The sequence below is a fragment of the Aliikangiella maris genome (assembly GCF_040719265.1).
GTDB lineage: Bacteria > Pseudomonadota > Gammaproteobacteria > Enterobacterales > Kangiellaceae > Aliikangiella > Aliikangiella maris.
Genome location: NZ_JBFDAH010000005.1, coordinates 238823 through 253842, shown reverse-complemented (window position 1 = coordinate 253842; position 15020 = coordinate 238823). Strand labels below are relative to the sequence as shown.

At 36.5% G+C, this 15020-nt stretch carries 14 protein-coding genes; 4 read left to right on the top strand and 10 right to left on the bottom strand.

Translation table 11 applies throughout. The features are described 5' to 3' along the window. From ABVT42_RS06560 to ABVT42_RS06550, 3 genes are all read right to left on the bottom strand, one after another. Complete coding sequence (locus ABVT42_RS06560) at positions 1–330, bottom strand: hypothetical protein (protein ID WP_353896132.1); 330 nt, start codon at positions 328–330, stop codon at positions 1–3. A 537-nt stretch (positions 331–867) separates the two neighbouring features. Then, positions 868–1365, bottom strand: coding sequence for a MarR family winged helix-turn-helix transcriptional regulator (locus tag ABVT42_RS06555; RefSeq protein WP_353896133.1), 498 nt, complete (start codon positions 1363–1365; stop codon positions 868–870). 184 nt (positions 1366–1549) lie between these two features. Then, positions 1550–2437 (bottom strand): LysR family transcriptional regulator, encoded by an 888-nt coding sequence (locus tag ABVT42_RS06550; RefSeq protein WP_353896134.1) that lies wholly within the window; start codon positions 2435–2437, stop codon positions 1550–1552. 278 nt (positions 2438–2715) lie between these two features. Here ABVT42_RS06550 and ABVT42_RS06545 point away from each other — a divergent pair, with 278 nt between their 5' ends. The 3 genes from ABVT42_RS06545 (at position 2716) to ABVT42_RS06535 (ending at position 6028) form a co-directional block, all read left to right on the top strand. Further along, a complete protein-coding gene (locus ABVT42_RS06545; RefSeq protein ID WP_353896135.1) occupies positions 2716–3825 on the top strand; it encodes an FAD-dependent oxidoreductase in 1110 nt (369 codons plus the stop codon). A gap of 111 nt (positions 3826–3936) precedes the next feature. Next, positions 3937–5124 (top strand): pyridoxal phosphate-dependent aminotransferase, encoded by a 1188-nt coding sequence (locus ABVT42_RS06540; protein ID WP_353896136.1) that lies wholly within the window; start codon positions 3937–3939, stop codon positions 5122–5124. A 1-nt stretch (position 5125) separates the two neighbouring features. Further along, positions 5126–6028, top strand: a complete 903-nt coding sequence (locus ABVT42_RS06535; protein ID WP_353896137.1) for a DsbA family protein — start codon at positions 5126–5128, stop codon at positions 6026–6028. Between the two features lie 111 nt (positions 6029–6139). Here ABVT42_RS06535 and ABVT42_RS06530 read toward each other — a convergent pair whose 3' ends face one another. Beyond that, positions 6140–6436 (bottom strand): hypothetical protein, encoded by a 297-nt coding sequence (locus tag ABVT42_RS06530; protein ID WP_353896138.1) that lies wholly within the window; start codon positions 6434–6436, stop codon positions 6140–6142. Between the two features lie 207 nt (positions 6437–6643). Here ABVT42_RS06530 and ABVT42_RS06525 point away from each other — a divergent pair, with 207 nt between their 5' ends. After that, the gene (locus ABVT42_RS06525; protein ID WP_353896139.1) at positions 6644–6817 is read left to right on the top strand and encodes a hypothetical protein; all 174 of its coding nucleotides are present in this window, start codon (positions 6644–6646) and stop codon (positions 6815–6817) included. Positions 6818–6840: 23 nt separating this feature from the next. Here the strand turns inward: ABVT42_RS06525 and ABVT42_RS06520 are convergent, their stop codons facing one another. The 6 genes from ABVT42_RS06520 to ABVT42_RS06495 all read right to left on the bottom strand — a co-directional run bounded on the left by ABVT42_RS06520 (position 6841) and on the right by ABVT42_RS06495 (position 14689). Further along, on the bottom strand, positions 6841–7272 hold the full coding sequence (locus ABVT42_RS06520; protein WP_353896140.1) for a hypothetical protein: 432 nt from the start codon (positions 7270–7272) through the stop codon (positions 6841–6843). Then, entirely contained in the window at positions 7272–7676 is a 405-nt protein-coding gene (locus tag ABVT42_RS06515; protein WP_353896141.1) for a hypothetical protein, read from the bottom strand. Before ABVT42_RS06515 ends, ABVT42_RS06520 begins: the two co-directional genes overlap by 1 nt. A 525-nt stretch (positions 7677–8201) precedes the next feature. Continuing rightward, positions 8202–10022, bottom strand: a complete 1821-nt coding sequence (locus ABVT42_RS06510; protein WP_353896142.1) for a di-heme-cytochrome C peroxidase — start codon at positions 10020–10022, stop codon at positions 8202–8204. 387 nt (positions 10023–10409) lie between these two features. Beyond that, on the bottom strand, positions 10410–11111 hold the full coding sequence (locus ABVT42_RS06505) for a 4'-phosphopantetheinyl transferase family protein (protein WP_353896143.1): 702 nt from the start codon (positions 11109–11111) through the stop codon (positions 10410–10412). A gap of 377 nt (positions 11112–11488) precedes the next feature. Then, on the bottom strand, positions 11489–12403 hold the full coding sequence (dapA, locus tag ABVT42_RS06500) for a 4-hydroxy-tetrahydrodipicolinate synthase (protein WP_353896144.1): 915 nt from the start codon (positions 12401–12403) through the stop codon (positions 11489–11491). A 171-nt stretch (positions 12404–12574) separates the two neighbouring features. Continuing rightward, positions 12575–14689, bottom strand: coding sequence for a carboxy terminal-processing peptidase (locus ABVT42_RS06495; RefSeq protein WP_353896145.1), 2115 nt, complete (start codon positions 14687–14689; stop codon positions 12575–12577). Positions 14690–15020 lie beyond the last annotated feature (331 nt).

Genomic DNA, 15020 nt, shown 5'->3' with positions numbered 1-15020 from the left:
TTACCGATTGGTTGTAGGTTGATTTAATTGGCGAGGTAAAAAAATTGATAAGACTAAAACAATAAATAAGCACGCTCCAAGTGCAAAAATTGATAGTGCCTGATAAAAGTCACGATGATTTACAGTGACGGTTGCAACATTACTCAACGGGTTACCAAGCGAATCGACCAGACGAAAATAGTATTGCCCATCGTTAAAACCACTTAATGATATCTTTTGATTACCAGTCAAGCTAAGTGTGCGTTCTATTTTTACAAATTCAGGAGTATGGCTAAGTTGTAAACGACTCTTAGAGTCCAGCAAATCACGCTGAGATTTATTCCAACTCAAACTAAAATATCCCTCACTGCTATTTTGTAGTGAAGGATATAGCATTAATTCTTGAGTGTCTTTTGCGATAATATTCAATGAATACAATAATATACATGTGAATATTATATTTTTTATAAGCTTCATCACTCAGCTGATTTTTGAGAGTTTCCGTAATACTATAACAAATATACTTTGTATTCAAATTATATTGCTTGCCTTTTATATTCCCTGCAAGTATTTGAAAGCATTCAACTACAACATGAAAAAGTACTTTAAAAAACAACAAAGCTATCGAATTATTCAGCTTTACCAAAGAATGTTTTGATTTTAATTTTGAGACTAATCTAACTTTCTCTTTACAGATGGCTGTTCAAAAATAGTACTGATTTAAAATAGCACTAATAAAATAGTACGAATAAGTTTCACTTCAACTAAATTTGAATCAAATAACGCAAACCTGAGTAATCTTAAGGAATAATGAAGTGTGGGACTAATAACCAATATTGTTAGCTAATCTCTAGTTAAGCAATATTAGTTAAGCAATCTTTTTTTCTCTTACGAAATATCGGTATCGTCCTGCTCATGCTCAACGATTGCACCTATTTCGAGTAATGGTGCCGCATCTAACTCACTGGCATCCATCATGGCGGCTATTTTACCTGCAGAAGCGAGCAACTGGTTTTGTTCCCATATTTCTAACGACTGAAAACGTTCAATAAAATGATCCTGCAACGGTTTGGGTGATTGATTGAGTAAATTTTCGCCTTCTGCAGTTAAATAGACAGAAATACGACGTCTATCTGTTTCACTCCTAACTCGACTAATGGCACCTTTAGCCGCTAGACGATCTAATATCGACGTGATTGTGCCTTGACTTAAATTGACATTTTCTGCAATTGCTTTTGCTGTAATGCCATTAGTGCGATTAATGCTCTGTAAAACTAATAGCTGCGGTCCCGTGAGACCAGAATTTTTATTTAATTTTTTTGAATGCAAGTCAATAGAACGAATGATTTTTCTAAGCGAGACTAGTAGTTCATCATATTTTTCCATCAAGCAGAAAACCTTAGTGAATCGACAATCAATGAGTGCGCGGCAGTTTACCCTATTTGTTAAATAATATAAATCGGCGAAAATCGTTACGCCCTAGATTGATGTTAACCTGAATATTACGTTTTTATTTCTCGATCTGATATTTTTATCTGTCCGTTGTGTAAATTCCTTGTTTATAGGTATTTTACGTTGTTTTAACGGCAACATTAAACTGCTTAAACAAATCCCATAGCGCCCGAACTTTTCGGTCATCACGCAAATCTTTATGAAACACAAACCACAAAGAATTATCAGCAACTTCTTTAATGGCGTTTAATCGCGTAAGTTGCGGTAGCGTTTTCGCCTTACTGACATCGACAGGGCCGATACCTAAACCATGACAAATCGCAGATTGAATATCAATAAAATTATTACTCTGATAACTTATCATTTTATCATCTATGAAATTGAGAAGCGGCTTAACAAATGAAATTTTTCGTTTACGTCCGCTGGGCATTACCCAAAGGTGGTGATTAAATTGTGTTTCATTTTCGGGTAGCCCTTTGCGTGCAATATATTCTTGACTGGCATAATAAGAAAACGCCAAAGGATAAATTTGTTTGAATACCAAATCGCCGGTTTCAGGTACCTTACCTGCTCGTATTGAAATATGAGCCAGACCTGATTCGATATAATCAACTTCATCATTCACATCAACCATTATTTTTAGTTGAGGATATAACTCTAGGCTACGCTGTAGTAACGGATGCAGAATTGATGAATATTCGGATAAAGTGCTGATTTTAATCGTTCCTTCGAGAGTTTCCTGGTCGGGTAATAGTTTTTCATGTAAACGACGAAACGCCCCTTCTATCGAAGGCATTTCACTTAGCAATACTCGACCAGCATCAGTGAGCTGGTATCCCCGCTGATGACGAATAAATAATTTACAGCCAAGTTTAGTTTCCACTCGATTGATATGACGAATCACGGTGGAATAATTGATATTCAAATTGCTCGCAGCTTTGGTTAGTGAACCTGCTAGCGCAACATAGTAAACCAGCTTTAGGTCTTCCCAATTAATATTTTTCAAATGAAATTATCCATGTCAATTTAGCCCAAATCAAAATACACACCAATTTAACTGCTCAACGATATATTCTAAGCAGCAAAATGACTATAGGAGCAAACCATTATAAGGTACAAACTACTATGCAAATTTGCATAACTATTATGCACGCATTGCAATATTGCATAGATTTTCTCTCAGTTATGATCAAGTTTCAATGATATTTATTGATTTATGACCAATCTCGCGTCGAATTTATTGAATTTAGCTGTGGGTCATCTTGATTAAGCAGGAGTATGAAAATGGCACAAAAGATTGCAATTATTGGGGGCGGTATCGCCGGACTTGCGTTTGCAGTTTATTATCAATCCCTCGGTGGCGAGGTTGATATTTATGAACGCAGCAGTAAATCGGGCCGCGAAGGACTTGGATTTATTATGCTTGAAAATGGACTTAATGCTATGCAAGGCCTTGGATTGCGCAATCACGTAAAACACAACGGTTTTCCCGTCGAACACTGCCACATTCGAGATAACTTTAACAATCTGTTAATTAATCAATCTTTACCAGGTAGTTACGGCATAACACGCAAAGCTTTTGTTGATATATTATTAGAAAAGTTGCCACAAGACCGTATTCACTTTGATTACGAGTTTAGTCACTTTGAATGGCAAGGTGATAATTCAAATAGCACTAACCAATCATCTGAAGCACGTTGTGCTGTTTTCACCAATGGTAAAAAGGTTTCTGCAGATTTATTTATTGGTAGCGATGGTGCAGGCTCACCTGTGCGTAAACAAATCTTTCCTCAGGCCACCCGCTCAAGTGTTAAATGTAAAGAACTGGTATCCGTGGTAAAAGCACCCGATTTAGTCAGCCAAATGAATCAAACCTTTACCAAATATAAATCGCTCGATGGTGGTTTAGCGGTTGGCACCGTAGCAACCAGTGAAGATACAATCGTCTGGTTTATTCAATTCAGTACCGAAAAATATGATGAGCAGTTAGCACAATTAGACAAACAGTCTTTTGCTGAAACTTTAGTGGGCGACTGGCCACCTTTAATTCAATCACTGATTAGACAAACTGACTTTAATCAATCTTATTTAGCACTGAGTGCCCATCTTAATCCGATCGAACAATTTTTCGCAGGCAATGTCGTATTGATGGGCGATGCTGCTCATGCTTTATTACCTTTTACCAGCCAAGGTGTTAACTCAGCAATTGAAGATGCAATTGAATTGGCTCGCACACTACAAAATACCAAAGCCGGCTACAGTGCAGTTGCACTAGCACACTATAGCTCGGTAAGGCGAAATATTGTTAACCAGTATTTAGCGCAAGGTATTGCGTTACAAGAAGAGTTTTTGGCGCCACATCAAGCAGATCAAAAAATTCCTTTTGCGTTCTAATTATTTAGCCATTTAGCTTTGATGCGTTTATAAACCCTTAATCTTTAGCTCAGCTGCTAAATCTTTCTTTTAGTTTTCTGAACAATTTGTATTAAACCAATTGGAGAAATAATGAGTACTGATTTATTCGCTCATGAGAATGTGCCTTTAGAAATATTAAAGCAACGTGCTTTTAATTATCGCTGGGCAGAAACTGAAACCGATGTCATTCCATTAACGGCTGCGGACCCAGATTTTGCAGTTGCTCAAGAAATTAGGACGGCAATGACCGAATATGCCGCCAGTGGCGTTTTTTCTTACGGTCCTCATCAAGGTCTCGCGGAGTTTAAACAAGCGCTGGCAATAGCAATGTCTAACCGTCGCGGTTATGATTTAAATCCAGCCCACATATTACCTATCGATAGCGTTGCCAGCGGCATGTATATTATCGCTCGTACTTTTTTAAACCCGGGTGATGAAGCAATAATTTTTGATCCGGTCGATTTTTTGTTTGAACAATCAATTCTTGCTGCTGGCGGCAAGGTGATTCGTTGTCCATTTAATTATAAAACAGGGCAATTTGAATTAGAAAAACTCCCCAACTTGGTCACCAGTAAAACTAAAATAATAGGTGTTTGCAATCCTCACAACCCATTAGGACGATTAATGAGCGAAGCTGAGTTAACTCAAATTGCAACATTAAGTCAGCAGCATGATTTATGGATCATGAATGATGAAATTTGGTCTGATATTGTTTACCCGAGAGAAAATTTCTGTAGCTTTCATCATTTAGATAAAACGCTTTGCAATCGCGTCATTAGTATCTATGGTTTTTCTAAATCTTTTGGGTTGGCAGGATTAAGAGTCGGTACAATCATTGCGCCAAATCAGTCAGTCTATGAATTACTAGTGGATGCCTCACATGTTATGACAACCGCTGGTGGTGTCGCAACCATCTCACAAGTTGCCGCAACCACGGCCTTAAATCATTGTTGGTATTGGGTAGATGCCTTTAAAACACACTTAACTGAGCAACGTGACTATGCGGTCGAACGTTTAAACAAAATGCCAGGAATCAGCTGTCACTCACCTCAAGCAACGTATTTGTTATTTCCGAGCATTGATAAAGAAAAATATTCTGTCGAACAAATTCTTAATGCCTTTCAAAAAGAAAAAGTGCTGGTTGTTTCCGGAGATGAAAAGTTTTTTGGACCAGGCGCCGCCCACCATTTTAGAATTTGCTTTGCGACTAGCCATAAAATTTTAGCACAAGGTCTTGATAGAATGGCCATTGCTTTAGATAAACTGGAGAATCAATAACATGAAACAATGTGACACGCAAACCGGTTGTGCATTACCTGACTCACCCAATAATATTTCGAACGAATCGAACAGTGATATATCTAGTCAAGTCAATAGAGAAAGTCTTAATCAAGTGGATATCGTTTTTGTTACCGATCCCATCTGTTCTCACTGCTGGGCTATCGAACCAGCTTGGCGTCGACTACAATTAACTTTTGAATTCAAAACACGATATATTCATGGAGGATTACTACCAGGTTGGCAAGGTTTCAGTGATGCGGCAAACGGCATTTCTAAACCTATCGATGTTATTCCACACTGGCAACATGTCACCAAAGTTTCTGGTCAGCCGATTGATCCCGGCATGTGGGCAGATGATCCTATCGATAACTCTTATATACTTTGTCGTGCAGCAATTGCCGTACGTTGCATTAAACCTGAAAGTGAAAGTTTATTTTTAAGAAAAATGCGAGAAGCCGTTCTTCTTAAAGCACAAAATGCAACTCGACCTGAAATTTTAAAATCACTTGCTGAACAAGCTGGCATATCCGCTGAACTTTTTAGCGAAGCATTACAAAGCATAAAAGTTGAAACCATTTTTCTGCAAGAACGTCAGGAAATGTTAAATCTGGGTGCCAGAGGATTTCCTTCTTTTATATTTTTAGGAAAGACTGTTGATAAGTTAGTGGGAATGCAGAGTTTTGAACATTTAGCTAATCGATTGTTGTCACATAAAAAGAACAAGTTGGTTAGTCGTAATTTATCTGACAAACAAAAGCTTCAAAGCTTTGATTGCTGGACATTAACAGAAGCAGCCGAGGTATTGCAAGTTAATAAAACAGCTGCAAAGCCAAGACTGATTGATTGTGGTTTTGTTAAATCAGACTTTGCTGGTGAAGATGTTTGGATATTATCAGAATAATCATTAATTTATCCATAAAGTATTTACTGAAAGGAAATTATGGCAGTTGCTCATTGCATTCTACTTCCAGAGTTTTTTCTTAGAGATTGGCAACACATCCATGAACTCTTTTTATTTTTTAGGCGTATCAATCAACTTAATAAGCCGATTATATTTTTTCGGCATTATTTCATCAAAGGTTGAAATACCTGAGTTAGCGTACATGTTATTGAGCTGCTCCTTTTTATCTGGGACAATAACCACACACAATTCATAAAGGTACTGTACCTGAACTATGAACTCATAGATATCGTTTGAGTTTTTTTGAACAAGCTCGCTACTTTCTGATGTTTCTGCTTGGATATTTTTGAATAGTAAAAGCAAAATAGTACAACTAAAAATCATTATTGTAAAAAACTTAACATTCATGGTTCACCATTAAAAATTGGATTGTAAATATTTTATTGCCTGTTGATCTAACGTTTTAAAGGCTATAGGTACATATACGTTATTTGCTCTAGCTAACGATAGGGGATACACCATACTCAAAACTAATCCTCTAAAATTCCCACTAGACAAACAATCACTATTTTCGCTAGATTAAAGGTTAGGATTCAATAAATATGGATATTCATCATGACTCGTACACGAAAAACTCAAATCGATTTAAATACCACGCCCTACTACTATTGCATTGCTCGCTGCGTTCGACGTACATTTTTATACGGTGAAGATAAATTATCTGATCAAAACCATGGGCATCTCAGAGACTGGATAGTTAAGAAAAATAAGTTATGGATATCCCATTAAAATGCGTTTATCTTCTTTTAATTTTATTTTTTATTTCTTCTCAACTCTTCCAAAATACCTCTATAAGAAATATCTTTTCTATAGCTTAAATTTTCAGAATAGTACTCATCATAACTGCAACAACTTGAAACTTTATTATTTTTATCAACCATAACTATATGAGGTAAGCCTGCAATATAATTTATATCACATGATAAAGAAGAAACTTTTGAATAAGCATATTCTAAACTATCAGCTTCTCCTTTAAAAACTTCAATAACTTCAAATGTTGTTTTAACATTATCGTCATCCATCAACTCAGATTTAATTGCTTTTCCTGCAAAAATACGTTCTGAATTCTCAATCAAGTTTTTTGCTAATTCTTTATCACAATCTAAAGCTATACAACCAGTAGTAAGTGTAGAAACGAACGTAAAAAATGACACTTTCAATATTATCACAACTAAACTTTTCATTAGTTACTCTCTTTCCTTAGTTTATCCAAAATTCCAGTATATGGAATATGTGAATGTTTATCTATTTCATTTTTAAAGTAATAATCATATCCAGAGCACAATGACACCAGCTTATTTTCATCTGCTAAAATAACGTACGAATGTCCTACGGTATATTCTATTTGACAACCAGCAGGGTCTACTAACACTGATTCAACATCATTTAATTCCCCTTTAAACTTATCAATAACCTTAAAGGTTGTTTTAATTCCTTTATTTTCAGTCAGCTCTGCCTTAATGACTTTTCCTGTATATATATAAGTTGCTTGCTCTATTAATTTTTTGGGTGCTAACGGAGCACAACTGCAAGCTTCAATAAAAAATGAATAAACATATAAAGATAACACCAATATAAATAGTCTCACATTATTCCCCTAAGTTTAAATACTAAAAATCGGGACACCCATTTTACGAAAGATCAATATCGCTAATGACAGTTTTATCGAATTAATCAGAGCCAAAGATGACTTATCAAAACTCACCATTATTGGCTCGCCCGCTTCACTAATCCTCTATTTAGAAAATGCATAAAATAATTTTATTAAAGGAATTAATTTAAGTAAGCAGTTTTTTAGTTAACTCAAACAATAAGACTCACAAAATCATTACAAGCATTAACTTTTGCTGAGAACTACCTGCATTTTAAATTTTAATTTTCAATAAAAACCAACTCAAAGTTTAAAATAAAATTAGCCAAATAATTTACAATTCTATTACTCTTTGCCTTACATACTCTTAAATCAATTCAACCAAATCCAAACAACAAGAAAAATAAGTACGGATGCCCTCATTCATCCGTTCGTTTTGATTTTTTAGTTAGCTTAAATAATTTAATTAGTTGATTATGCGCGTTAACAACTAAAAAATGTTAACGCGCTTTTTAAAATTAATTAAAGTGTTTTTAAATACTCAACCAACGCAAGTCGATCTTGCTCATTCATAGTGTCAGCACCATAATTGTGACCCTCGTTAGAATTACCAAGCAATTGCGTATCGAATAGAAATTCATTATCTGTGCCAGGTGCATTATTGGTTATAAACCCAACCTTGGCTGGATCAAAATGACGGCTGCCCACATAGAATTTTTTGGTACGCTCTTCAGGCTTTAACAATAACTCATATAAATTGGGTACCGAACCATTATGCAGATAAGGTGCAGTTGCCCAGATACCATTGAGCGGTCTGGCCTTGTACACCATTATTTCCGTCGGCTCAGCTGTTGTTTTTTGGCGCTTTTGCTCTTTTTCTACAAGTTGGCGTGCTGTAACAAAGCGTTGAATTAATTGTTCTAGTTTATCACCACTCATGTTTTTTATATCAATTCCATCTCCCGCAGATGCGCCAGCTACACCACCTTCAAACTCTTCAAATGCAGCTGCAACTGTTTGTAATGGATGACGCAACAAAGAACCAACAACCGCATTGACTAAAGGTTCTAATCCCGAAGTTTGTGCATTAATTACCGGACCAGCTACGACTAATTCTTTACGCCCATCAAATTTTCCTGCTGGGCGAGTTGCAAACATATTAATCAATTCTTGTGGATCAGTTTTAACTTCAGACAGTGGCGTGAGTACAGATTGGTAAGGTTTACCTTCATCTTCTCGCTTAATAATACTATGACAGTCAACACAGTGCGCTTGATAGAGCTCTTGTCCTCTAGGTACTAAATTGTGATTAATGGCTGGTAGAAATTTTTCTGGCCATTGTGGCGATCTGAGTTCAGCAACCCACTGTTCTAATAACCCGAGGTTTTTAATTGCTAATGATGATGCATAAGATTTTTTGTTTTTATCTTCAGGAATATCAACCTCACCATAGACTCCTAAAACCTCACCACCATTTCGTATTAAGGCACCAACACTCATTGGGCCGTTTGGCGCAAAGCCAGGCCATTGAACCACATCAGACTGGTGAGTACCCCACAAAAACGGATAACTAACTGGTGCATCGGATGCGCGACCATTATTAGGCATGTCATTAAAACGGGATAATATCTGGTTAAATATCGCACCTATGGCATCAACTCGACCATAACCATATTGAGGTTGATCAGGATCAGGATGGTTAACCAGATTTCTTTGCGCTAGCTTTTTGGTTTGCTTGGCTAAATCCTGCTTTAAACTCTCACGTTTTTCATTCGATGTATTTTTACCCAAAACAGCATCGGCAAACCGATTAAATTTTTGTTTATTTTGGTAAGTTTGCTCCAGTGCCTTAACTAGATTGATGTTGAATGTTTCAAAGTCTGCCAGTGTTGGACCACCATCAATCCTCATTTCGACATTTTGATAGCGAATTTGTCCAGTGTGACAAGCAGCACAGTTAAACCCAACCCAAGATTGATTAGATTGATCGACATCTTTGACAAATCCTACCGCGAGTCCATCTGGATTCCAACGAGAAGGTTTGGCAGGCAAATATTTTAAACTTTCCATATGTTTGTTATCACGGAATAGTACTTTCGTATTAGCTTGTTCAAGGTTAAGGTACCAGTCATATGGGAGAATTCGTGATCCTTGATTGGTAAAATAAAATAATTGTTGTGTATCATTTGTCCAGCCTTGTTCGAGCTGAAAAACATTACCAACTGCTCCCTGGGTTTTCTCTCCGGTAGTGAGTTCAGGACCTTGCTGCTGCGTACTACAAGCAGACATTAACAGTATACCAGAACAGAAAAAGGCAATTTGCCTGAAGGAAAGTTTATTCATATTGAGTCCTTTTTGCTGACAACCAGAGATAATATTTGAGGTGCGAAAAATCTGGTTGAATAATGATTAATGAGTCTTATTCTAGTGAGTGCTGATGTAGACATAGTCCCACCTACTAAACAATAGATGAGAATTCAGAAAATTAAAATACTAAAGTGAGATGAATGAGTTAACCAATGAAATGAGTGACTTATCGAATGATTTATGTGCTTGGCTCATTCTTCATTTATTTAGTGTTGGTTGAATTATTTAGGTCAATGCTAAATGATGTAGTAGATTCCGCTTCGTTAAAGTCTGACCTGAAATTTTTTAGTTTTAACTTCGCTTAATTTCCAAGTCAAACTAACAGCATATTTATTCAACAATCAAATCATTCTATGAGTAAACTTATTCAATGATTAAAGTAACAATAGAGCCTTCGAGTAACTGATATTGCCCTTGATACTGGCGTTGCTGACAATGTAACCCATTTAAGTCCTTCGTCAACTCAATTACAAATGTTGCATTTGACTCATCAACTCGAATAATTTTAGCTGCCATAAAATCAAAATATTTTTGCACGCTTGGATAAAGAGCCTTAAATAAACTTTCCTTTGCTGAAAAAGCTAATGTAAATGCTTGTGTCGTGGTGAATGATAACTGCTCTAACTGCCAATGCTCTTGTTCGGTGATTATACTTTTTTTAATATTGCTATAGGTTTTTTCCGCTATCCAATCTTCAGTATCAATACCTACCAAATGATAATTTTCCTTGGGTGCAACAATACAAAACGCATTTGAATTGGTATGGGTGATTGATCCAATAAGTTGAGTTGGCCAAATCGGGCTACGATCTTTTCCGGTGAGAATTTGCTGTTCAAATATTGAATGACATGCCAGCGCTTTTTTTGCCGCAAAGCGACCGGCTAAATATTCAGCTTTGCGTTTGGTAACCGCACTTTGCAAAGTTTCAGGCATGCAAATATTTAATTGCGTGAAGTAGCTGTCATCATATACTTCTTTTTGGTAACGACAACGAATGGTTGTTTGCCCAGATAACGCTTGCCATTGCTCAAATTTTTCCCAGGTTAAAAAATTATCAATATTCACTACTAACAACCAATCAATTTTAAATGGACTAAAAGTTAACTATTTATCAGGTAAATTTAAACTCATTATTTATCTTTTGTTAATTATTTTTTACCTGTTTATTTTTCCCTCAATCAAAAAATCCCGCTAAAAAATAGGGACTTATCAGTCTTTACAATATTTATAAACAAACTTATCCACAATTTCTGTTGAAATCTTTTTGTCACATTAATATTGCCTAACACACTAAATTATTGTATTAGGTGAATTAGTTAAATTTTAAATTAAAACAAAAAAGCACAAGCAAAATTTAATGGCTTGTGCTTTTTTGTTTATCAACTAGAAAAATGGATATTAATACCAGACAAAAATCAATGCTTCTTTGGTATTAGAAATACTTAGTTTAAGGAAACAAATTCCTCATCGGTCAAATTTAATCGTTGCCCGCCGACAACCAGAGTAGCATCGAGCTTTTCAATTATTGCTAGGAAAGCTTGACGTTTTGCCTGACTTAATGGGAGATAAGGTAAACGAACAACTGGGTTGACTGCACCAGTTAATGCCAAAGCCGTATTCAATGGCGCTGGGTTAGGTTCATCGAACAACCATTGATATAAATCTTTTAATTGATCGTCATACTCACTGTTAGGATTATCCATCAGGTCACGCATCATTCCAGGAACAACGTTTGAAGTAACAGAAATAACACCGTGGCTACCAAATTCATGACGCCCCTTAAAACATTCGTCATCATTACCTGACCAACATGCAATTGACTGTTTCTCGTATTGTGCGATTCGTTCATTACCAGCACACTCTTTAACACCAATAAAATTTGGATGTTTTGCCAATTTAACAATGACTTCTGATGGAATATCCTGACCAGTTCTTCCTGGTACGTTATAGATAAAAGCAGGACCTAATTCTAGCGCAGCAATGATATGCTGATAAACGCCTTCGTTGGTGGTTTTACCATAATAAGGATTAATCAATAATGAAGCATGCATACCCGAGGCAAAGCCGTATTGTGTTGCCTTTACCGCTTCGCGCGTATTATTGCTGCCTGTATTACCGACAACGACTAATTGGTTGCCATAGTTATTGACCGTATGAGAGATCAACATCAAATGCTCCTCCCAGTCTAATAAATGGCCTTCACCTGTAGTCCCACCAACAATCACGCCATCAACACCAAACTTGATCTGTTGTTGAATAAGATAATCATATTTCTCGATATCAATTTGTCCTTTTGCATTAAAAGGCGTTTTAATCGCGGTAAATAGACTTTTCTGTTGTATTTCTGATACTAACATAATGAGATTCTTTTCTTTGGTGTAGTTGGTTTGGTTGATTTTAATTTTGAGACCTGAAGTGACAAAATAACAAAAGGTTATGATTAAATTTAAACGGCATTATCGCAACTAAAACCAAATAAAAAAAGGGCCATTAGCCCTTTTTCAACGGTTTAAATAAGATTATTAAGATCATTTAGTTAGATCAGCGAGTTTTTGGGAAGTTTGCAGTGAAATTAGATCGACCAGAATATTAGCTGTTTCTTTTAACTTCGAATCAGGCGTTTCAGTCAGTTCAGTATTTTCATCAATTTGCAAAATAGGCTTTTTACCAATTGCCTGGCGACGCTGATTTTCACGATCAAGTTGCTTTTGTTTATCTTGTTTACGTTTCATCTTGCGCGTTTCAATATTTAAACTGATAGTTTTTTCCTGACGACGTTTATTAATTTCCTCAATATCATCAATCAAATACTGAAATTCCACATCATCTTTAATTCTTTGCAAATGACTTTGAGTCAGCTTACCTAAATAATGACTAAAATTGCCTGCTGGTTTATATTCGACAGCCTCAATCACATCCCATTTAAGCGCTGAATCATAGCTCTGCTCCCCAAAATCTTCTCTCGAATAAGGATCTGGATATGCAATATCAGGCACAACACCTTTCATCTGCGTGCTTTCACCAGTAATCCGATAGAACTTGTTAATGGTTAATTTTAACGCACCAAAAGTATTGCCTTCTGAACGGAATGTCTGGTTTAAATCCATCACTCGTTGCACAGTCCCTTTACCAAAAGTTTGCTCACCAACGATTAATCCACGCCCATAATCCTGAATTGCCCCCGCAAAAATCTCTGAAGCCGATGCACTTGATCCATTTACCAATACAGCTAGTGGACCATCCCATGCGGTTCCTGCGTCATTATCTGACAATAATTCAACACTACCTCGACCACTTCGGTCTTGAACAACCGGTCCTTTATCAATAAACAGGCCGGTTAAATCAACCGCTTCATCTAGCGCACCACCGCCGTTGGAGCGCAAATCAATAATTAATGCATCTAACCCACCTTCTTGGCGCATTTTATCGATTAAATTGCGTACATCACGAGTGGTACTTCGATAGTCTTGCTTTCCTTCATATTTGGCACGAAAGTCCACGTAAAACTTTGGCAAGTCGATTACACCTACTCGCTGTTGTTTACCATTTGACATAATTTCGAGTACTTCAGATTTTGCTGCCTGCTCTTCAAGCTTAACCTGCTCTCTGACAATTGAAATTATTTTGGTTTTACCCGCAACACTGCTGTTTGCAGGTTCAATTTCGAGTCTGACGACACTGCCAGCATCGCCACGGATTAAATCAACAACATCATCTAATCGCCAGCCAACAACATCAACCATTGGTTCGTTACCTTGAGCAACCGCAATAATTTTATCATCGACCGCCAATTCACCTGATTTGTCGGCAGGTCCGGCTTCAACGATTCGGTTGATTTTGGTATAGACATCATCAGACTGTAATACGGCACCAATTCCTTCTAGTGAAAGCTTCATATCTATATCAAAATTTTCAGCCGTTCTAGGTGAAAAGTAAGAGGTATGCGGATCGACAGTTCGAGTATAGGCATTCATAAAGTAACTGAAAACATCTTCACTGTTAATCTGCGAAACCCTGCGCATGGCTGCTTTATAGCGCTTTTCGAGGATTTCTTTGGCTTCATCCCAACTTTTATCAGCCAAAATTAAATTTAATGCGTCACTTTTAACACGTTTACGCCAAAATTCGTTGAGTTCATCTTTCGAAACCGCCCAGGGCGATTCTTCACGATCGAACAAAAACTCTTCATCTTTGGTAAATTCCATCTTGTTTTTTAATAGCGACAATGCGTATTCGTTTCTCTCAGACCATCGTTTTTGAAATACGCTATAAATATGAAAAGAAGGCTTTAACCAACCAGTTAGTATGGAGTTATCCATATTGTAACGATACTGTTGAAACTCTTTAATATCCTCTGCTAGAAAATAGGCTTTGTTGCTGTCAAGCAGTTCAATATATTCATCTAGAATCCTGACCGACTGTTCGTTATCGAGTCTAGGTTTGGCATAATGATAGTCAGTAATAAATTTAGCGATATAGCGACTCGCTTTGTGATGAACAGGATTTGGCGATAAATCGAGCATTTCTGGCTGCTCTACCGATGCTAAATCGACACTTTTTGATGAGGAAACCGCCGCTCCCAGTGAAGTTGAAATTAACAGTGCAATTGCTGTGGTTTTAAATAGTGCTTTAATTGAAGTCATCAATTCAATTTCCTTAAAACAAGAGATTTACCGCTTAAGTAGCTTGATTCCAGAATAATGCTAAATCATGTCCGAATACTACATATCCAAATACCTATGATTATTAAATAAATAACCTTTATCCAGCCAAAACTCAAGTGAAACCAGCAAATTCATTAATCCCTTTGTAAAAATATGTGTAATCAGTTCTAAAAGTTAATTCATTTAGTCGATATGATAATAGACGAATTAATTGAACTTTGGGAAGTGCTTAACAATTGAATTTATAATTAGTTTTTGCCATTAATTTACGAAAAATCTCATCTACTCTTAAATGACTGTGAGTTTGTAA